Annotated in this window: 18 protein-coding genes and 1 pseudogene; 11 read left to right on the top strand and 8 right to left on the bottom strand. The window is 71.3% G+C overall.

Translation table 11 applies throughout. The annotated features are described in order from the left end of the window. Window positions 1-52 precede the first annotated feature (52 nt). The 4 genes and pseudogenes from ACIBI5_RS44610 to ACIBI5_RS44595 all read left to right on the top strand — a co-directional run. Window positions 53-439: a DUF3052 family protein gene (locus tag ACIBI5_RS44610; RefSeq protein WP_397256418.1), complete on the top strand. Its 387-nt coding sequence runs from the start codon at window positions 53-55 to the stop codon at window positions 437-439. 107 nt (window positions 440-546) lie between these two features. Next, entirely contained in the window at window positions 547-1,332 is a 786-nt protein-coding gene (locus ACIBI5_RS44605) for an ABC transporter permease (RefSeq protein ID WP_397256416.1), read from the top strand. Beyond that, window positions 1,325-2,113: an ABC transporter permease gene (locus ACIBI5_RS44600; RefSeq protein WP_397256414.1), complete on the top strand. Its 789-nt coding sequence runs from the start codon at window positions 1,325-1,327 to the stop codon at window positions 2,111-2,113. The genes ACIBI5_RS44605 and ACIBI5_RS44600 overlap by 8 nt, the downstream gene beginning before the upstream one ends. Before the next feature lie 2 nt (window positions 2,114-2,115). Further along, window positions 2,116-2,796, top strand: a pseudogene (locus tag ACIBI5_RS44595) (ATP-binding cassette domain-containing protein); the annotation flags it as partial. A gap of 50 nt (window positions 2,797-2,846) precedes the next feature. Here the strand turns inward: ACIBI5_RS44595 and ACIBI5_RS44590 are convergent. Then, window positions 2,847-3,326 (bottom strand): hypothetical protein, encoded by a 480-nt coding sequence (locus ACIBI5_RS44590; RefSeq protein ID WP_379641208.1) that lies wholly within the window; start codon window positions 3,324-3,326, stop codon window positions 2,847-2,849. A gap of 115 nt (window positions 3,327-3,441) precedes the next feature. Here ACIBI5_RS44590 and ACIBI5_RS44585 point away from each other — a divergent pair, with 115 nt between their 5' ends. Together ACIBI5_RS44585 and ACIBI5_RS44580 are read left to right on the top strand one after the other, a co-directional pair. Further along, on the top strand, window positions 3,442-3,981 hold the full coding sequence (locus tag ACIBI5_RS44585; protein ID WP_397256412.1) for an MFS transporter: 540 nt from the start codon (window positions 3,442-3,444) through the stop codon (window positions 3,979-3,981). A 54-nt stretch (window positions 3,982-4,035) separates the two neighbouring features. Then, entirely contained in the window at window positions 4,036-4,755 is a 720-nt protein-coding gene (locus ACIBI5_RS44580) for a YcnI family protein (protein ID WP_397256410.1), read from the top strand. A 374-nt stretch (window positions 4,756-5,129) separates the two neighbouring features. Here ACIBI5_RS44580 and ACIBI5_RS44575 read toward each other — a convergent pair whose 3' ends face one another. The 3 genes from ACIBI5_RS44575 to ACIBI5_RS44565 are packed head-to-tail and all read right to left on the bottom strand — an operon-like array spanning window position 5,130 to window position 8,105. Continuing rightward, a complete protein-coding gene (locus tag ACIBI5_RS44575; RefSeq protein WP_397256409.1) occupies window positions 5,130-6,083 on the bottom strand; it encodes an ABC transporter permease in 954 nt (317 codons plus the stop codon). Next, on the bottom strand, window positions 6,070-7,017 hold the full coding sequence (locus tag ACIBI5_RS44570; protein WP_397256407.1) for an ABC transporter ATP-binding protein: 948 nt from the start codon (window positions 7,015-7,017) through the stop codon (window positions 6,070-6,072). The genes ACIBI5_RS44575 and ACIBI5_RS44570 overlap by 14 nt, the downstream gene beginning before the upstream one ends. Further along, on the bottom strand, window positions 7,014-8,105 hold the full coding sequence (locus ACIBI5_RS44565) for an outer membrane lipoprotein carrier protein LolA (protein WP_397256405.1): 1,092 nt from the start codon (window positions 8,103-8,105) through the stop codon (window positions 7,014-7,016). Before ACIBI5_RS44565 ends, ACIBI5_RS44570 begins: the two co-directional genes overlap by 4 nt. 380 nt (window positions 8,106-8,485) lie before the next feature. On the opposite strand from ACIBI5_RS44565, the gene ACIBI5_RS44560 reads away from it, so the two are divergent. The 3 genes from ACIBI5_RS44560 (at window position 8,486) to ACIBI5_RS44550 (ending at window position 10,802) form a co-directional block, all read left to right on the top strand. Further along, window positions 8,486-9,160 carry a response regulator transcription factor gene (locus ACIBI5_RS44560; protein WP_379616375.1) on the top strand — a complete coding sequence of 225 codons (675 nt, stop codon included), beginning with the start codon at window positions 8,486-8,488 and terminating at the stop codon, window positions 9,158-9,160. Continuing rightward, window positions 9,153-10,505: a sensor histidine kinase gene (locus ACIBI5_RS44555; protein WP_397256403.1), complete on the top strand. Its 1,353-nt coding sequence runs from the start codon at window positions 9,153-9,155 to the stop codon at window positions 10,503-10,505. Before ACIBI5_RS44560 ends, ACIBI5_RS44555 begins: the two co-directional genes overlap by 8 nt. Window positions 10,506-10,625: 120 nt before the next feature. Beyond that, complete coding sequence (locus ACIBI5_RS44550) at window positions 10,626-10,802, top strand: hypothetical protein (protein WP_397256401.1); 177 nt, start codon at window positions 10,626-10,628, stop codon at window positions 10,800-10,802. Window positions 10,803-10,806: 4 nt separating this feature from the next. Here the strand turns inward: ACIBI5_RS44550 and ACIBI5_RS44545 are convergent, their stop codons facing one another. The 3 genes from ACIBI5_RS44545 to ACIBI5_RS44535 all read right to left on the bottom strand — a co-directional run bounded on the left by ACIBI5_RS44545 (window position 10,807) and on the right by ACIBI5_RS44535 (window position 15,693). After that, window positions 10,807-13,662: a BTAD domain-containing putative transcriptional regulator gene (locus tag ACIBI5_RS44545; RefSeq protein WP_397256399.1), complete on the bottom strand. Its 2,856-nt coding sequence runs from the start codon at window positions 13,660-13,662 to the stop codon at window positions 10,807-10,809. An 84-nt stretch (window positions 13,663-13,746) separates the two neighbouring features. Then, window positions 13,747-14,580, bottom strand: coding sequence for a dihydropteroate synthase (gene folP / locus ACIBI5_RS44540; RefSeq protein WP_397256397.1), 834 nt, complete (start codon window positions 14,578-14,580; stop codon window positions 13,747-13,749). Between the two features lie 294 nt (window positions 14,581-14,874). After that, a complete protein-coding gene (locus tag ACIBI5_RS44535) occupies window positions 14,875-15,693 on the bottom strand; it encodes a LysR substrate-binding domain-containing protein (protein WP_397256445.1) in 819 nt (272 codons plus the stop codon). Between the two features lie 230 nt (window positions 15,694-15,923). On the opposite strand from ACIBI5_RS44535, the gene ACIBI5_RS44530 reads away from it, so the two are divergent. Then, window positions 15,924-17,387 (top strand): neutral zinc metallopeptidase, encoded by a 1,464-nt coding sequence (locus ACIBI5_RS44530; protein ID WP_397256395.1) that lies wholly within the window; start codon window positions 15,924-15,926, stop codon window positions 17,385-17,387. Window positions 17,388-17,518: 131 nt separating this feature from the next. Further along, window positions 17,519-19,072, top strand: a complete 1,554-nt coding sequence (locus ACIBI5_RS44525) for an LCP family protein (RefSeq protein ID WP_397256393.1) — start codon at window positions 17,519-17,521, stop codon at window positions 19,070-19,072. Between the two features lie 19 nt (window positions 19,073-19,091). Here the strand turns inward: ACIBI5_RS44525 and ACIBI5_RS44520 are convergent, their stop codons facing one another. After that, window positions 19,092-19,913: an ion transporter gene (locus tag ACIBI5_RS44520; protein ID WP_397256391.1), complete on the bottom strand. Its 822-nt coding sequence runs from the start codon at window positions 19,911-19,913 to the stop codon at window positions 19,092-19,094. Between the last annotated feature and the right edge of the window lie 16 nt (window positions 19,914-19,929).

The raw sequence follows: 19,929 nt of genomic DNA, 5'->3' as shown, positions 1-19,929 counted from the left end.
GTATCTACTCGCTTACGCGGATATTTCGGGGCGGCATGCGACGGTAGGGGGTATGGCCGGATATTCAGGGACGCCCCTGCCACAGAAGCTCGGCATCAAGCCGGGCCACCGCGTCCTGGCCACCGCCCTGCCCGGCGACCTCGACCTGGGGGCGCCGGTGCACACGCGGGCGGGGCGGGAGCCGTACGACGTGATCCTGATCTTCTGCGGCGACTTCGCCGACCTGCGGCGGCGCTTCGCGACCGCGAAGGGACGGCTGGCCGGCGACGGCGGGCTGTGGGTCTGCTGGCCCAAACGCGCCAGTGGCCGCCAGAGCGACCTCGGCGAGAACCTCGTCCGCGAGTACGGCCTGGCCGGCGGACTCGTCGACAACAAGGTCGCCGCCGTGGACGCCACCTGGTCCGGCCTGCGCTTCGTCAACCGGCTGGCCGACCGCTAGAAAACCCGTTGCCACCCCCGGACCGGCGGCGCATAATACGTGGCTTGCCCGGCATACCCGTGCGCACTCCCGCGCACGGGCTGTTGTCGTTCCCTCACTCTCCGGAGGTGCACACCATTCTCCTCTACGCCCGGCTCGTCCGGTACGGCTTCCGCAAACACGCCACCTATGGAGCGGCAGCGCTGGCCGGCGCCTTCACCAACAGCGTCTTCGGCATCCTGCGCGCCTACGTCCTCATCGCCCTGTGGCAGGCCAGGCCCGGCCTGGCCGGCTACGACGTGCTCGACGCCGTCACGTTCTGCTTCATCACCCAGGCCTTCATCGGCCCGATGCAGCTGTTCGGCGGCGGCCTGACCATCCCCGAACGCATCCGCAGCGGCGACATCGCCCTCGACCTGGTCCGGCCCGCCTCCCTGCAGCTGTGCGCGCTGGCGGAGGACCTCGGGCGGGCGGGCTACCTGTTCATCGTGCGGGGCCTGCCGCCGACGATCCTCGGCGCCCTGTTGTTCGGCATCACCGCGCCGGACAACGCGGGCGCCTTCCTGGTCAGCTTCACGCTCGGCGTGGTGGTCAGCTTCGGCTGGCGCTACCTGGTGGCACTGTCGGTGTGCTGGCTGCTCGACGACCGCGGCACGCTGGCGGTCTCCCTGGTGCTGACCACGTTCTTCAGCGGCATGATGCTGCCGCTGGGCATCTTCCCCGGCTTCCTCGGCGACCTGGCCGCGGCGCTGCCGTGGGCGGCCATGGTCCAGATCCCCATGGACGTCTACCTGGGCAAGGCCGACGTCTGGCAGGCGCTCGGCGTCCAACTGCTCTGGGTGGCGGTGACGCTCGGGCTGGGCGCGCTGGGCACCCGCCTGATCCGCCACCGGGTGGTGATCCAGGGTGGTTAGAACCTACGTGCTGCTGGCCTGGACCTGGACGCGCGCCGCGGCCGCGTACCCGGTCTCGTTCACGATCATGACGGTGCTCGGCTTCGCGGTCGCCGGGCTCGACGTGGCCGCCATCCTGGTGATCTTCTCCAACACCACCACGCTGGCCGGCTTCACCCGCGACCAGGTGCTCTTCCTGTACGGCACCTCCAACGTGGCCTTCGCGCTCTGCGACATGCTGGTCAGCAACCTCGACCGCATCAGCATGCACGTGAAGGCGGGCACGTTCGACACCATGCTGATCCGTCCGGTCAGCACCTGGATCCAGACGGCGACCGACCGCTTCCTGATCACCCGGATCGGCCGGGTGCTCCAGGCCCTGCTCGTGCTCGGCTACGCCGTGACCGCGCTCGGCCTGCCCTGGTCGCGGCTGTGGATGGTGCCGATCATGATCGGCTGCGGGTTCGTCATCTTCTCCGCGCTCTGGACCCTCGCCGGGGCGTTGCAGTTCGTGCTGACCGACGCGCCGGAGGTGTCCAGCGCGTTCACCTACGGCAGCGGCCAGCTCACCCAGTACCCGTTCGCGATCTACGGCAGGGAACTGGTGCGCGGGGTGACGTACGTGCTGCCGCTGGCCTTCGTCAACTGGCAGCCCGGCCTGTACGTCCTCGGCCTGCCCGATCCCTTCGGCACGCCGGAGTTCATGCGCTTCCTGGGGCCCGTCGCGGCCCTCGTCCTCGCCCTGCTGGCCGGGCTGGCCTGGCGCCAGGGCATCCGACGCTACCGATCCACCGGGAGTTGACCATGATCGAGCTGGACCGGGCCGGGCGTTCCTTCAAGGTGAAGAGGAACGTCGTGCACGCCGTACACGATCTGTCCTTCACCGTGGCGCCGGGAGAGTTCGTCGGCTACCTCGGCCCCAACGGCGCGGGCAAGTCCACCACCATCAAGATGCTCTGCGGCATCCTCACCCCCACCTCGGGCACGGTACGCGTGGCCGGGCTCGACCCCTCACGCCGGCGCACGGTCGTGGCCCGGCGCATCGGCGTGGTCTTCGGCCAGCGCACGACGCTGTGGTGGGACCTGCCGCTCAAGGACAGTTTCGAACTGATCCGGCTCCTTTACAAAGTAGATCGCAAGGACTTCCGGGTCCGGCTGGACGAGCTCGTCGAGACCCTCGACCTCAGCGGGTTCATGAAGACGCCGGTGCGCCAGCTCAGCCTGGGCCAGCGCATGCGCGGCGACCTGACCGCCGCGCTCCTGCACGCGCCCGAGGTGCTGGTGCTCGACGAGCCCACGATCGGCCTGGACGTCGTCAGCAAGAACAGCATCCGCGCCTTCCTCCAGCGGGTGAACGCCGAGCGCGGCACCACCGTGCTGCTCACCACCCACGACCTCGGCGACATCGAACGCCTGTGCAGGCGGGTCATGGTGATCGACCACGGCAGGATGCAGTTCGACGGCACGCTGGATGAGCTGATGGCGGGCGAGAGCTCTCTGGAGGAGGTCGTCACCCGCCTCTACACCGCGGGCGCTCAGTAGTAGGAGCTCTCCTGCGTCTGCTCGTACTCCTCGTCCATGTCGTCGTAGCGGCGGGCCCAGCGGGAGGGGATCAGTACGGGGATGAACATCGCGACGCCGAGCAGGGCGTAGAAGCCCGAGGTCAGCATCGCCTTGTTGCCCGCGCCCGCCTCGGTGAGCAGCCAGTGCATGGTCGGCTGGTCGGGGATGAGCGACAGCGCGCGTACCGCGTCGAGGGCGTAGACCACCGTCCACGCCAGAAGCACCAGCGACGGGACGAACGTGGCCAGGGGCGAGACCCGCCCCGCCACCACCAGCCCGACCACCAGCCCGACGGCCGCCATGGCCCCGAGCGCGATCCACAACCGCTGCCCGCTCACGGGCGTGCCCATACCGGCGACGAACGCCTGCTGGACTGCCCATCCTCCGCCTACGAGCACGGCGGCTGTCACCACCAGGCCGAGAAGTAAGCCAGCAAAGTGCCGCAACGTCATCACCTCATGTCAACGCGATCGGCACAGACCCTAGCGACAAAAGCCACAAATCAGCCAGGCATTGGTCACCTTGGGACTACCACAACCACTGCCCCATGAGAGCATGAGGCAACCCATGCGCGCCCAACTCCCGCTCCGGCTCACCCGCTCGGCCGCCTTCGCCGCGGTCGGCGTGGGACTCGCCGCGCTCGCCCACACCATGGCCGGCGGCGCCGCCCCCACACCGGGTTTCTTCTGCCTGAGCCTCGCGGCGGTCATGGCGCTGGGCACGGTCCTGTCCGGCCGCGAACGCACCCCGGCCACCATCAACACCGTGCTGATCGCCACCCAGCTGGCCCTGCACACCGCCTTCGGCTACGAGTCGGGGCCCGCGGTCCTCTCACCGCTGACCGACCCCGAGCACGGCCTCGGCCAGAACACCGGCATGCTCCTCACGCACCTCATCGCCACCCTGCTCACCGGGTGGTGGCTGGCGCGCGGCGAGGGCGCGCTGTGGTCGCTGCTGCGCCGCCTGGGCCGCCGTCTGGTGCTGCTGCTCAGGTGCGTCGTTCCTGCCCGGGTACGGCAGGCCGCCTTCTTCACCTCCCGCCGCGTACCGGTCTGCCCGGCCGTCGCGCTCACCGTCAGCAGGCGCGGTCCTCCACTTCCCGCCTGACCATCTGACACCCCTTTCATCCCCCTTACCCGACAGCGAAGTGGAGACTTCCGCGTGTCCTTCCTCCGACGTGCCGCGACCGTGCTCGCCGCCGCCTCAGCCCTCACCCTCGGCCTGGCCGCCCCGGCCCTGGCCCACGTCACCATCAACCCGGGCACCGCCGAGCAGGGCGGGTTCACCAAGGTCGCCTTCCGCGTGCCGAACGAGCGCGACGACGCCGGCACCACCAAGATCGAGGTCGCCTTCCCGACGGACCACCCGCTCGCCTTCGTCAAGGTCAAGCCCGTGCCCGGCTGGACCGTCAAGGTCACGGAGGGCAAGCTGCCCCAGCCGGTCAAGACGGAGTTCGGCGACCTGGAAGAGGCCGTCACCAAGGTCGAGTGGTCCGGCGGCAAGATCAACCCGGGCGAGTTCCAGGAGTTCGAGGTCTCGATGGGCCAGCTCCCGAAGGACGTGGACCAGCTGGTCTTCCCGACCACGCAGACGTACTCGGGCGGCGAGGTCGTCAAGTGGGCCGACGCCCCCAAGTCCGACGGCACAGAGGCCGAACACCCGGCCCCCGTCCTGAAGCTGACCCCCGCGACAGCCGACGCCCACGGCGCCCCCGCGACCCCGGCGACCACCGCCCCGGCCGCCAAGCCGTCCCTGACCCCGGTAGCGGCCTCGTCATCCCCCTCCGACAACACCGCCCGCCTGCTGGGCGGCGCCGGCCTGGCAGTCGGCGTCATCGGCGTGGTGGTAGCCGCCCTGGCCCTCCGCCGCCGCCCCTCCTGACCCAACACCCCTGGGCCCGACCCCCGAGGCTCGGGCCCAGGACCGAAACCCAACCCCGCCCACCAAAACCAGGGCACCACCGCCCCACCCACGCTCGCCGTGCTCGGGGGCACCCACCCACGCTTGTCAGCGCCGCAACGGCGAGACGCGTCACGGTCGCGCCCGGCGCAACACGAACGGCGCCCAGCCCGGCCCACCCCGCGCGGACTCGCAGGGTGGGTGCGGCGGGCAGCCACGCCACGGTCCCCGGTCAGCGAAGGGCCGTGACGGCGGGGTGCCACGTCCGACGTGAGAAGCGATCCCCCCGACCCGCGCGAGCCCACGTCGGCGGGTGGCGCCCACCAGGCCCGCCGTAAAGGAAAAGCCGGAAAAGACTAGGAAGAGATGTCCTTGCCAGAAAACCTCGCCCAGGCGATGGACAGGAACAGGGCGATGTACGCGGTGAACGCCAGCAACCCGCCCGACATGTCGCCGACGGGATCGCGCAACGCCCCGTCGAATCCCGACCAATGCGTCGGCAGCAGATACGGCGCCAGCCAGTCCAGCTGCGGAAACGCCCGCAGCACCTGCGTAACGATGATCAGCACCAGCGTGGCCGCGATGGCCCCGATCGACACCTCCGTCAGCGTCGACAGCGCCAGCGCGACGGCGGCAAGCGCCGCCATCCCCGCGCTCACGTACCCGACGGTGACGAGGATGCGCAGCAGCCCGTCCGCGAAGCTCACGGTCGTCCCCGACAGCAGCGTCACCGGCCCGACGGGGAACAACGCCACCCCCACCACCAGCGCCGACACGGCCACAGCGGCGGTCACGGCGACGGCGAAGATGACGGCGTTGAGGTATTTGACCGCCAGCAGCCGCCCCCGCCCGGCCGGCGCGGCCAGCAGGTAGCGCAGGGTCCCGGCCCCGGCCTCGCCCGCGATCGAGTCACCGGCCACGACCGCGACCGCGATCGGCATCAGCAACGGCACCAGCGCCGACAGCGCCACGAACGTCAGCATGAGGCTGTTCCCGGCCGTGGCCGCCAGCAGCGCGCCCATGCCGCCGTCGGCGTCCTCGGTGCCGATGCTCTTCAGCACGACGCCGATGATCACCGGCACCAGCGCGAGCACGCCCAGCATGATGAGGTTGCGCGGACGCCGGAACGTCAGCCCGAGCTCGGAACGCAGCAACCGCCAGAACGCCACCACCCCGCCGGACGGCTCGGGCTCGGACAGCACGGACGGCTCCTGCGGCGCGGCGGCGCGTTCCGCGCTGCGCCGTGTCTCGCTCACCGGCACCAGTCCCGGCATCCGGCGAGCGCCGGTCCGGGTGTCAGCCGTCGACATCGAAACCCTCCCCCGTCAGTCCCACGAACACGTCCTCCAGGCTCGTGCGCACCACCGACAGCCCGCGTACGGCCACGCCCGCCACGACCAGTTCCGCGTTGATCCGCTCCGGCGCCTGCCCGCCGAGTTCGGCGGTCACGTCGGAGCCCACGCGCACGTCGGGCAGTTCGAGCGCGGTCAGCACCTGCGCGGCCGTTTCCAGGTCCGGCGTGTCGATCCTGATCCTGGCGGCGCGCCCGCCGCTGAGCGAGGCGATGGTGCCCTGGGCGACGAGCCGCCCGGCGCTCATGATCCCGGCGTGGGTGCACATCTGCTCGACCTCGGCCAGCAGGTGCGAGGAGACGAACACGGTCGTGCCCTCGGCGGCGACGTCCTTGACCAGGGCGCGTACCTCGCGGGTGCCCTGCGGGTCGAGTCCGTTCGTGGGCTCGTCGAGCACCAGCAGCCGCCGGGGCCGCAGCAGCGCGGCGGCGATGGCCAGGCGCTGGCGCATGCCCAGTGAGTACGCCCGGTAGCGCTTGCCCGCGGCCGCGGCGAGACCGACCCGCTCCAGGGCCTCCGCGGCCCGCGTCCTGGCGGTCCTGCGCGGCGCGCTCGGGTCGGCGGCGTCGAAGCGCAGCAGATTCGCCTCGCCCGACAGGTACGGATAGAAGGCCGGCCCCTCCACCAGCGCCCCCACCGTGGTCAGGGGCGGCATCGTGAAGGCGCCCTCCGTGGGCGCGATCAGCCCGAGCAGCATGCGGATCGTGGTCGTCTTGCCCGAGCCGTTCGGCCCGAGGAAGCCGTAGACGGACCCGCTCGGCACGTCCAGGTCGAGCGCGTCCACCGCGACCTGGCCGCCGCGAAAGCGCTTGGTCAGGCCACGGGTGGTGATGGCGGCGGGCGGGGCCGCCCCGGAGGGCGCCCCCGCTTCCAACATGACCTCGGATGTCACTGGCCTGCGACCTTGACGAGCTCGTCAGGGGTGACCGCGCCGGCCAGCAGGCGGCCGTCGTCGGTCAGCAGGGCGGTGACCAGCTTGGTCTTGATCATCTTGCCGGAGCCCCATGCGCCGCTCACCGGGGTCGCCTGGTCGAGGATGAGCTTCGCGGTCTCGGCCTCGCGCGAGTTCGCGGCCTGCCCGTCCTGCTTGAACGGCAGCACCGCCACGCTCGTCCAGCCCTTGCCGATCACCTTGAGCTGCTCGGCGGCCTTCTCGGCCTCCTGGTTGTGGTCGGCGGCCGGCTCACCCAGCTGGCCGAAGTCCTTCTCCTCCACCTTGGCGCCCGCGGGCGGGGTGAAGGCGAAGTTCTCCTCGGCCGGCGGGCTGAACGTCACCTGCGTGAACCCGACCTGGAAAGCCGGTTCCGCCGAGCCCTTGGCGAACACCTGCACCTGCAGCGGCTGGTAGTTCTCGCCGTCCAGGGCCAGACGCACCTCCTTCACCAGCGAGCTCTGCGCCTTCGGCGTCAGCACCAGCTGGTACACGGAGCGGCCGGCGACCTCGGCGGTGTTCGTCACCGAGACGCCCGTGTCCTCGTTGACCCGGTCCAGGAACGTCTCGGCGACCTGCTGCGGCGTCAGGTCCGTCGGGCTCGGCGTCGCCGGCGGCTTCTCCCGCTCGGACTTGGCGGGCAGTTTCACCTTGGTCGCGGTGTTCGTGCCGCTGTTCCAGTACCAGGTCTGGTCGCCGTTGACGATCAGGTTGGTCTCACTCATCTGGCCGGGCAGGGCGATCCTCAGCCGGTCCCGCCCGCCGTACCAGACCTTGACCTCGTGCGAACCGGACAACAACGCCAGCGGCGAGGCCCCACCGCCCTGGCCGGGCAGCGCGGGCAGGCCGAGCGAAGCCGTCTGCTGGACCGTGCCCGACATCGCCGGCGGCCCACCCGCCTTCTTGACCGCCGCGGCGGCGTCGGCCAGCAACTGCTCGGCCGTACGTTCGGGCAGGACGGGCTCGCCGCTGACGGCGGCGATCACGGGACCGGCGCCGACCGCCGCCCCGATCACGGCGGCGGCCGCGATCGGGACCCCCCACCTCACGATCGTTCCTCTACGCATCTCACTCCTTCACGGTATGCGGATGTTCCCACCGTGGTGCATCGGTCCTTAGGTGATCCTGAGAGCGTCTGAGAGCCCTCTCAGCTCTTGCAGCCATCCGTTACGGCGAAGCCGCCGCCCACGCCACCCGCCGGCGTGCGTCGGCGCAGGCCGGCGGGATCGCTTCTCACGTCGGACCACCCCCCGCCGCAACGGCCCCCCTCCCCACCCGCCCCGGCCCCGGCCGGGCCCCGCGCACGTTGCGCCGGGCTCCACCGCGCCCCGTCTCGCCGCACCGGCGCTCCGCAAGCGTTGGGGTGCCCGTGGTGTCGGGGTCCGGGGGCTGAGAGGGTTCTCAGGCGGGGGTGCCTACACTCCAGGGCATGAGGGTTCTGGTCGTCGAGGATGAGCGGCGCATGGCGGCGGCGCTGCAGCGTGGTCTGCAGGCGGAGGGGTTCGCCGTGGATCTGGCCCACGACGGCGAGGAAGGGCTGCACCTGGCCCGCAACGGCGAGTACGACGTGGTCGTCCTGGACATCATGCTGCCCCGCCTGTCCGGCTACAACGTCTGCAAGCACCTGCGCGCCGAGGAGAACTGGGTGCCGATCCTGATGTTGTCGGCCAAGGACGGCGAGTACGACATGGCCGACGGTCTCGATCTCGGGGCCGATGACTATCTGACCAAGCCGTTCTCCTACGTGGTGCTGGTCGCGCGGCTCAGGGCGCTGCTCAGGCGGGACGCGGGCCGGCGGCCGGCCGTGCTGACCGCCGGGGATCTGTCGCTGGACCCGGCGCGGCGGCGGGTGGAGCGCGGGGAGGCGCAGGTCGAGCTGACGCCTCGGGAGTTCGCGCTGCTGGAGTACCTGCTGCGGCGGCGGGACGAGGTCGTCTCGAAGTCGGAGATCCTGGAGCACGTCTGGGACACCTTCGACACCGACCCGAACGTCGTCGAGGTCTACGTCGGCTATCTCCGCCGCAAGATCGACGCCCCGTTCGGCAGGAACGCGCTGCAGACCGTGCGCGGCGCGGGCTACCGCCTGGCCGGCGACGGTGGCTGATTCGCCGCTGGCCTGGTGGCGGCGGCAGGGGCTGCGGTTCCGGCTGACCATGGTGGCCGCCGCGGTGCTGGCGCTGGCGCTGGCGATCTCGGCGTCGGTGCTGCTCAGCGTGCTGCAACGGGCGCTGCTCGGCACGGTGGACGACTCGCTGCGCCAGCAGGCGCAGACGGTGCGGGTCAAGGCCGACAACGAGATGCTGACCAGCCCGATCGTCACCCATGACGGGACGATCGTGCAGGTTCTGGAGCGCGACGGCCGGATCTCGAACGTCACCTACGGCGCCGACCGGCTGGTCCCGCTGCTGGACGCCCCGGCCAGGCAGCGGGCGCTCAAGGGTGAGGCGCTCTATCTGGACGGCCGGCCGTACGCGATCCCCGGGCCGCTGCACGTCGTGGCGGTCAGCGCGGACCAGGGCCGCACGGTGCTGGCGGCGCGCCCGATCGGCGAGATCGTGCGGAGCCTGGGCGTGGCCGGGAAGGTGCTGTTCGTGGGCACGCCCGCGCTGGTGGTGCTGCTGGCGGCGGCCAGCTGGCTGATCATCGGCAGGACGCTGCGGCCGATCGCCGCGCTGCGCAGGGGCGCCGCCGACATCACCCACACCGCCCGCTCGCGCCGCCTGCCGGTGCCGCAGGCCCGCGACGAGGTGCACGCGCTGGCGCTCACGCTCAACGACATGCTGGCCCGCCTGGAGGAGGCGGAGAAGCGCCAGCGCTCGCTGGTCTCCGACGCCTCCCACGAGCTGCGCAGCCCGCTGGCCAGCATCCGCCTGCAGCTGGAGGTGGCGCTGGGACATCCGGAGGGCGCCGACTGGCAGGAGACGGCCGAGGGCGTGCTGGAGGACACGTTGCGCCTGTCGCGCCTGGCCGAGGACCTGCTCGCGCTGGCCCGTCTCGACGAGCGCGGCGGCCGTCCCGCCCGCCGCGAGCCGGTCGACCTCGACGACGTGGTACGGCGCTGCGTCGAGCGCTACGGCGAGGCCCACCTGGTGGCCTGCGACCCGGTCCTGGTGACCGGCGACGCCCTCGACCTGACCAGGGTGCTGACGAACCTGCTGGACAACGCCGTGCGCCACGCCGCCTCGAAGGTGGAGGTGGCGCTGACGGCCGACGGCGTGCTGACCGTGACCGACGACGGCCCGGGCATCCCGCGGGAGGACCGCGAGCGCGTCTTCGACCGCTTCACCCGGCTGGACTCGGGCCGGGGCCGCGACGAGGGCGGCGCGGGGCTGGGCCTGGCCATCGTGCGGGAGACGGTGCGCGCGCACGACGGCCGGGTGTACCTGGAGGACGCGTTCCCCGGCCTGCGCGTGGTGGTGGAGCTCCCGGCCGCCCGCAAAAGCACGTAGAAGCACATCGAAGCACGTAGAAGCCTTCAGACGCGTATAAAGCGGATCGATAGCGCCTTCCCCTACGCTCCCCCGGACGGACGCGCGCCGTCCGCGATCAACGAACGTGAAGGAAACACCATGCGCAACATCCTTATCGCCCTGGGCCTGGCCGTGGCCCTCGCGGGCGGCACCGCGGCGATCGCCTCGGCAGCGGCCGCCAAGCCGGTCACCGGCTGCGAGGGCAAGCCGCTGTGCGACGACGACGACATGCACTGGCCCAACCCGATCGGCTCGCCCACCACCCCCGGCACCTGACCGGTCAGCGCGCGCGGGCGAGGGCCTCGGCGGCCTTCGCCCGCCATGGTTCGGCACCGATCTCCTCGAACAACGCGTACGCCTCCTGAAGGTGCGACTCGGCGGACCGTTCGCCGCCCTCCATCATGAGCAGCCCGAGGTTCAGCCGGATCCGGCCGGAGATGAGCCGCTCCCCCAGCCGCTCGGCGAGGTCCAGCGCCGCCGCCAGCGTCCCCTTGGCCTGGTCGGGCTGGCCGAGCGCGATCCTGGCCTCGGCGATGCCCTGCATGACGTAGGCCTCGCCGATCCGGTCGCGTACGTCGCGCACGATCACGGCCGCCGCCTCGAACGCCTCCAGGGCCCGCCGGCCCTCGCCCCTGAGCAGCGCGAGGCGGCCGATGGAGTTGAGCGCCTGGGCCTCCCCGCGTGGCACGCCCTCCTCCCGGAAGATCTCCAGTGCCTGCTCCAGCAGGGGACCGCCTTCGTCGAGTGTGCCCCGTTCCAGGTGGATGACGGCCAGGTTGACCAGCGCGTGGGCCTCGGCGGCCCGGTCGCCGACGGCGCGCAGCAGGGGCAGGGCCTGCTCGTAGCGCTCCCTGGCGGCGGCGACGTCGCCGCGCATCCGCTCGACCATCGCCATGTTCCGCAGGGCCAGGGCGCGGCCGTGGGTCTCGCCGATCTCGTCGAACAGGTCGAGTGCCTCGGTCAGCATGGGGTGGGCCTCGCCGTACCTCTGCTGGAAGACGGCGAGTGAGCTCAGTGAGTAGACCATCGCGCCCTCGCCGCGGATGTTGCCCGCCTCGCGGCACGCCTTGAGCGCGAGTTCGCTGACCGCGCGCCACTCGTCGAAGTAGCCGTGGGTCTCGAACAGGGTGATCGCGGTCATCGCGATGCTCCAGCACAGCTCGTCCAGGCCGTGCCCCGCGGCCTGGCGAACGAGCGCCAGCAGCGTGGCGCGTTCGCCGTCGAGCCAGGTCAGCGGGTCGTCGCCGATGAGCGCGTCGGCCAGCGTGGGCGCGAAGGGACCGTGTCCCGCCTTGCCGCGCAGGAGCGTGAAGTGGCCGCCGTAGTAGCGCTCGTGGGCGCGCTCGCTGAGGCGGACGAAGGCGGAGCAGGCGCGTTCCAGGGTGGCCAGCCGCTGCTCGCGGCGTTCCTCGGTCTGCGCGCGCTCGCCGGCGAAGGCGCGTACGAGATCGTGGATGGCGTAGTGGCCGCCACGGACGGTCAGCAGGGACGCGCCGACGAGCTCGTCGAGCGCCTGCTCGGCGTCGCCGTCGAGCAGCGCGCCGGCCATCCAGGCGGTCGTCTGCGGGCTGTCGACCAGTCCGATCCGCCGGAAGAGGGTACGCGCCCGCGCCGACAGGCCCCGGTAGGACACCTCCAGGCTGGCCCGGACCTCCAGGTCGCCGTGGCTGAGCACGTCGAGCATGGTCCGCGAGTCGCTGAGCAGGCCGACCAGGGTCTCGATCGTCCACTGGGGCCGCACGGCCAGCCGCGCCCCGGCGATGCGCAGTGCCAGCGGCAGGCCGCCGCACTGGGCCGCGAGCCTTCTGAGCGCGTCGGGTTCCGCGGCGGCGCGCCGTTCGCCGACGTCGCCCATGAGCAGCCGGACGGAACCGGCGTCGTCCAGGACCTCCAGCCTGACCACCCAGTGCTCGGCCATCCCGATGGGGCGCTCGCGTCCGGTCACCAGCACGCCGCAGGGCCCGCCGCCGGGCAGCAGGGGCCAGATCTGCTCGAAGGATCCGGCGTTGTCGAGCAGGACGAGCAGCCTGCGTCCGGCGACCGTGGAGCGGAACAGCGCGCCGCGTTCCTCGGCCGAGCGCGGGATGGCGCTGACGCCGAGCGCGCGCAGGAACATGCTGAGCACGTCCGTGGCCTCGATCTGCCCGTCGCGCAGGTCCACGTAGAGCTGGCCGTCGGGGTAATGCGAGGACAGCTCGTGGGCGGCGTGCACGGCCAGTTCGGTCTTGCCCACGCCGGCGCGGCCCACGACGGCGGCCATGGGCAGCGGCCCGTCCGCGCCCGAACCGGCCAGCATGCCGGTGAGCCTGGCCAGCTCGCCGGAACGGCCGGACAGCGTGGAGATCATCGGCGGGAGCTGGCGCGGCACCGGCGTGAGCCTGACGGGCGGCGCGGGCCGGTCGAGCTCGTCCTCCTGGTTGAGGATGGCCAGCTCCAGACGGCGCAGCTCGTCGCTGGGCTCAAGGCCGAGCGTGTCGAGAAGCATCTCGCGGTAGGCGCGGAAGGCGTCCAGCGCCTCGGCCTGCCGCCCCGAGCGGTACAGGGCCAGCATCAGGTGGTTGTGCGGCCGCTCGCGCAGCGGGTGGGCCTCGACCAGCCGCCGCAGCTCGCCGACCAGCTCCAGGTGCCGCCCGAGCCCCAGTTCCAGCTCGACGCACTGCTCGTGGGCCAGCAGCCGGCGTTCCTCGAGGTCATGGACCATCGGCCGGATCAGGTCGCTGTCCACGTCGGACAGCGCGGGCCCGCGCCACAGCGCCAGCGCCGCGCGCAGCGTGCGCGCTGCCCGCTCGGGCTCCTCACCGCGCGCCCGCGTGATCAGGTCGTCGAACTCGGTCAGGTCCAGCCGCGCCGGATCCACCTTCACGACGTAGCCGGGCGAGCGCGTGATCAGTGTGTGGTACGGCTGCGCCGTGTCGTGAAGCACGCGGCGCAGCTGCGAGATCCGGATCTGCACCTGGTTGCGCGCCGTGCCCGGCGGGTTCTCCCCCCAGGCCGCCTCGATCATCCGCTCCAGGGGAACGACCCGGTTCGCCTCGAGCAGCAACATGGCCATGACGACCCGCTGGAGGCTGCCCCCGAGATGGAGCTCCTGTCCCTCGTGTTCGACCAGCAGCGGTCCGAGAATCTTGAATCGCATCCGCTCTCCTCCGCCGGTGATGCTTCCAAGCGGGTGTTGCACAAGATCTGCACTCCGATCGCAACCCAGCTCGGCACGGGGATACTACGCGAGGCGAGCTATCTCGGCGAGTGCGGACCGGGCGGAGGCGGCGTCGTGCACCCGGAAGACCCGGGCTCCCTGGAGCGCGGAAACGGCGAGTGTCGCGATGGTCCCCGCGTGCCGCCGATCCACCGGCAGCCCGCCGAGCGTCTCGCCGACGAAGTCCTTGTTGGACACCGCCACGAGGACGGGCAAGCGCGTGGCCACCATTTCGTCCAGGCGCCTGCTGACCTCCAGCGAGTGGAAGGTGTTCTTGCCGAAGTCGTGGGCCGGATCGATGAGGATCGCGTCGCGGGCCACACCCGCGGCCACGGCGCGCTCGGCCAGGCCGACGGTGTAGCCGATGACGTCGTCCACCACGTCGGCGTAGGCGATGCGGTGCGGGCGGGTGCGTGGCTCCACGCGACCGGCGTGCGCGCACACCAGGCCGGTGCCGTGGCGGGCGGCCACCTCCGCGAGGCCGGGGTCGACGCCGCCCCAGGTGTCGTTGAGCAGATGGGCTCCGGCGCGGGCGACCACCTCGCCCACTTCGGCGCGCCAGGTGTCGACGCTGATCAGGAGGCCGGGGTGGCGTTCGCGCACCGCCTCGACCAGGTCGGCCACGCGGCGGATCTCCTCGGCGGCGTCGACGTCGTCGCCGGGGCCCGCCTTGACGCCGCCGATGTCGACGATGTCGGCGCCTCCGGCCACGGCCTGGTCCACGGCGTCGAGCGCGGCGGCGAAGCCGTACGTGCGGCCTTTGTCGTAGAAGGAGTCCGGCGTGCGGTTGACCACCGCCATGATGGCGAACTCGCCGGGGGCGAAGGTGCGCTCTCCCAGGCGCAGCGTCCCGGCCATCAGAGGTTCCGCCGTCCGCCGAAGTGGCGACCGGGACGGGCGCGTCGGCCCGCGAGGCCTAGCCCTTCACCGGCAACGTGCGCCGGCAGGCCTTGCGGGGCCGCGTCCGGGTCGTCCAGTCCGGTGCGCAGACCGGCTGTTTCGAACTGGAACCTTGCTATCTGGGGCCTGAAGCCCCGTCCCGTCGCGGATACCGGATCCCCTCCGCCCTGGCCGGGTGGCGGGCCCGCCTCACGGACGTGGGTCGCGCATGCGTCCGGGAAGGCAGTCGGTAGTCGGGTCATGCACAGGATGTTAGGCGGCACTTCCCTTCTCCGCTGTCGCCAGGAAGTCCTGGGCGCTCAGCGGCAGTCTCTTGCGGGCGTGCACGACGGCGATGACGCGCCGTACCGCGGGTTCCAAGGAGCGCACGACCAGGCCCGCGCGGACGGCCATCTCGGCCAGGCCCCGATACCACAGCAGGGAGGCCTGTCCCGTTCTGACCGCGTTCAGCCAGCCGTTGCGCTCGTCGGTCTCGAGCACCACCACCGGGGTGACCGCGAACTTGCCGAACATGGCGTCCAGCTCCCTGCGCCGCAGCGATCCTCGTGCGGGCAGTGCCAGGCGCATGCCGTGGAGTCGGCCCATGGGGACCGGATCCGGCAGGTCGAGGCCCGGCGGGGAGATCAGCACGATCTCCTGCCGTTCCAGCGGGTGGGTGATCAGGTCCGTGGGGACCGGGAGGTCCGTCAGGCCGAGGTCGGCCCTGGCCTCCCTGATGGCCGTGACGACTCCGTCGCGGCCGTCACATCGCACGATCTGCACGCGAACCCCTGGATGCTCGGCGGTGTAGGCGGGCACCAACCGGCCCGCCAGCCCGGCTTCCAGGCTGGGAGTGGCGGCGATCCGCAGCTCCACCTCAGGGGATCCGCCGTGGCTCGCGAGCGCTTCGATCTCGCTTACGGCATCGAGTGCCTCCCTTGCCAGCTTGATGACTCTCCTGCCCTGCGCCGTGACCACGACGCCCCGACCCGAACGCGCGAAAAGCGTCATGCCCAGCTCGCGTTCAAGGTCCCGAATCGCCCGCGAAAGCGCAGGTTGCGCGATGTAGAGCGATCTGGCCGCGTCGGTCATTGTGCGGTGCTCCGCAGTTGCGACCACATAGCGGAGCTGCTGCAGATTCATGCCACTGAAGCTAGGACAACAGCCCCCGCCCGGTCCGGTACATAGCGGAGATCACCTCGAATGATTTCGGACCGTAACCGAGTACGCCCACATCCGTGACGGGTGATAAATCAGTATGCTTCTGCCCCAAATTCGGCAAAGGTCCGGTCTTGCCGACAACGGGGTGAAGGGGGTTCACGGTGACGGGGAACGGGCAGCACCCACCGCCACCCCATGGGCAGGGGCAGCCCCAGATTCCGCCGTCGCGTCCGTGGCCGCCTCCCGGCTACGGAAAGCCGCAGGAACAGCCGCCGCCGCCCCAGGGGCCGTCCTACCCGCCGCCTCCGCCGCAGGGGCGCCCGCCGTACCCGCCGCAGGGCCGGCCGCCGTACGGCCGGCCCGCACCGCCTCAGGGCCCGCCGCCCCAGGGCCCGCCCGCGCCGTCCCAGGGCCGTCCTCCTTACGGACAGCCGCAAGCACAACCGCCCTACCCGCAGCCTCCTTACGGACAGCCGCAAGGGCAGCCCCCCTATCAGCAGCCGCCGCACCGGCAGCAGCCGTACCCGCAGCCGCCCCGGCCCCCGCAGGGCGGGTGGCCGCCGCCCCCGCCGCCGGGGCAGTTCCGGCAGTGGCCGCAGCCGCAGCGCAAGAAGTCCGGCAGCACGGCCGCCGTGCTCGGCGCGGTCTTCGGCGTGGTGGCGGTGATCGGGGTGCTGCTCGTGGTCGGTTCCGCGCTGCTGATGGGCGGCGGGTCGCGTACCGAGACCTCGACGCCGATCGCGGTGCCGACCTACACGCCCCCGACGCGCAGCCACACCAGGGAGCCGATCCGGCCCACCCGGCGCCCGACGCCCACCGAGACGCGATCGGAGGACACCGAGACGCGGCCCGACGACGCCGAGACGGTCAACCCGCCCGCCCAGGTGAAGCTCGACACGAGCCTGAAGACCAACTCCATGTACCGGGCGGGCGCGCTGCCGCGCACGACGTGCCGGGCCGGCAACGCCAGCATCTTCAGCCACAGCCAGCTCAAGGCGCTGATCCTGAAGACGGGCCGGTGCATGGACCAGGCGTGGGGGCCGATCCTGAAGCGCCAGGGCATCGGCTGGAGCCCGCCGGGCTACGCGATCGCCGCCAAGCGCGGCCGGGGCGCCTGCGGGGACTACCCGTCGCCGGGCAGCATCGTGCCCTACTACTGCCCGCGCAACAACACCATCTACGCCTCCACCTCGGCCATGGCCAAGGGGAACGGCAACGCCCTCGGCTACGGCCAGATCGTGCCGTGGAACGGGGCGATCATCAGCATGATGGCCCACGAGTACGGCCACCACGTGCAGAACATCACCGGCGTCATGAACTCCTGGTGGTCCAGGACCCTGGACTCCACCAGCCGCAGCGGGAAGCTGGCATTGAGCAGGAGGCTGGAGCTCCAGGCCACCTGTTTCGGTGGCATGTTCATGAAGGCCGTGGCGCCCAGTTACCCGATCAGCACGGGCAACCGCGCCAAGCTCTTCTGGTTCTACTCCCGGGTCGGCGACCATCCCGGATACCCCCGCGACCACGGCTCTCCGGCCAACAACCATCGCTGGTTCCGCCAGGGCTGGGATCGCAACCAGGCTCTCCAGTGCAACACCTGGATGGCCTCTTCGTCCTCGACCTCCTGAGGTCATCCTTCGTTCATCTCAGATTGGCCAGTTGTCTGTGATGTCCCTTTATGGGGGCTAGAATCTGGCAATCTTGTGCAACCGGGGGCAAAGTCATGGGTTTTGCCTGGTAAATGCTTGAAGGAGCCGGTGTGACGAAGGACGAAGAGGTCGGCACCGTGCCCGCGGACAGGAAACGGCGGGCAACACGCCGCACCCGCGGCGCCCGGCCGGCCGGGGAGGGCGCGGCCAAGCCCGCCGCCCCCCGCTTCGCCAAGCCACTCACGCTCGCCTCCGTCCTCGGCTGGACGATGCTCTCCGTCCTCGTGCCCGGCGCCGCACATTTGCGCGCCGGGCGCCGTCGTATCGGGCTGACGCTCATCGGCGTCTACGCCGTCATCCTGCTGACCGCGCTCGTCATCGTCCTGATCAACGTGACCCAGCCCGGCATCTTCCTCGGCTGGACGACCGCGATCACGGTCATCGCGGCGGTGGGCGCGCTGGCGTGGTTCGCGCTCATGCTCGCCTCCTACGTCGCGCTGGGCCCGAGCAGGCTCGGGCAGCAGGGGCAGATCGTCTCCGGCATCGCCGTCGGCATCCTCGGCGTGGCCGTCATGTCGCCCTTCGCCCTGACCGCCCAGCTCGTGATGAGCGGCCAGGACGCGCTCCAGCAGATCTTCCCCAGCGGCCAGAAGGATCCCGACATCGCGCCGGTCAAGCAGGAGGACCCCTGGAACGGCCGTGACCGCGTCAACTTCCTGCTGGTCGGCGGCGACGGCGCGGGCAACCGCGACGGGGTGCGCACCGACAGCATGACCGTGGCCAGCGTGCACGTGCAGACCGGCAACACGGTGCTGTTCAGCCTCCCGCGCAACCTGCAGCACGTACGCTTCCCGTCCGGCACCCCGATGGCCAAGCACTTCCCCAACGGCTTCCAGGCGGAACTGCCCAACGGCGGCCTGCTCAACGAGGTCTGGAAGTTCGCCAACGACAACCCGCAGGTCGCCGGCGGCAAGAACAAGGGCCCCCGCGTCCTCATGGACGCCATCGGCCAGACCCTCGGCCTCAAGATCGACTACTACGCCCTGGTCAACATGTACGGCTTCGCGTACCTGGTCGACGCCATCGGCGGCCTCAAGATCCGCGTCGAGCGGGACATCCCCTGGGGCGGCCTGTACGGCACCGCCGGCACCATCAAGGCCGGCACCCGCGTCCTGTCCGGCGAGGAGGCCCTGTGGTACGGCCGCTCCCGCGTGGGCAGCGACGACTTCTCCCGCATGGCCCGCCAGCGCTGCGTCATCGGCGCGTTCGCCCAGCAGGCCACGCCCATGAAGGTGCTGACCAACTTCGAGAAGGTCGCCCGCGCCGCCAAGCGCATGGCCTCCACGAACATTCCGCACGAACTGCTGGAGCACCTGGTCAACCTGGCCGTGAAGGTGAAGGGGGCCAGGATCACCAGCCTGCAGTTCGTGCCGCCGGAGTTCTACTCGGGCCGCCCCGACTGGATCAAGATCCGCAAGGCGTCGGCCAAGGCGCTCACCGACTCGCTCAAGCCGGCCCGCAAGACGCAGGTCGCCAACGCCTCGGCCGCCCCCTCGGCCTCCGGCACCCCCACACGGAACGGCGCCGCCGCCCCGACCGAGACCCCGACCCGCAACACCAACAAGTCCGCCAAGAGCCTGTCGGAGCTCTGCGGCCTGAGCTAGCGGGCCGGAGGGCCGGCGGTCAGCGGCCGGCCGGTGAGCCGGCCTCGTCGGGCCACAGGCCGTTGGAGTCGCGCAGTTCGGCCACCTCCCTGCGCAGCGCGGCGAGCTCGTCCAGGATCAGCCGGGCGGACATCTCGGCGTGGCTCTCCAGCTCGGCCCGCTCCTCGGCCGACTCCTCCTCCATGGCGCTGACGACCACCGCCATGAACAGGTTCAGCACCACGAACGAGCACAGCAGGATGAAGACCACGAAGAACACCCAAGCGCCCGGGTGGACGGCCATGACCTCGCGGGCGATGTCGGGCCACGCCTCGCCGGTCATGGTCTGGAACAGCGTGAACAGGGACGTCTGCAGGTCGCCGAAGTAGCCGGGGGCGGTGGCGCCGTACAGCTTGGTGCTCATGACCGCGGCCACGTACAGGACCAGCGCCAGGAGCACGACGATGGAGCTCATCCCCGGCATGGCGCGGAGTAAGGCGGACACGACCCGCCGCAGGCTCGGGACGGCGGAGATGAGGCGCAGCGCCCGCAGGACCCGCAGGGCCCGCAGCACGGACAGGTTGCCGCTGGCGGGGGCCAGGGCGACGCCGACGATGAGGGCGTCGAAGATGTTCCACGGGTCGCGGAAGAACCGGGAACGCTCCACATAGAGCTTGGCCAGCAGTTCGGCGACGAAGACGTAGAGGGCGGCGTGGTCGATGAGGCGCAGGGCCGTGCCGTACTCGGCGACGACCGAGGGGAAGGTCTCGAGGCCGAGCGTGGCCGCGTTGACGAGGATGACGGTGATGATGATGCGCTGGAAGCGCTTATGTTCGATACAGGCGCGAATGCGGTCACGCACGTGCAGGCTCCCCAAA

The organism is Nonomuraea sp. NPDC050540, from assembly GCF_044457485.1.
GTDB lineage: Bacteria > Actinomycetota > Actinomycetes > Streptosporangiales > Streptosporangiaceae > Nonomuraea.
Note: the sequence above shows the minus strand (reverse complement) of the source record. Positions and strands in the feature narration are given on the sequence as shown.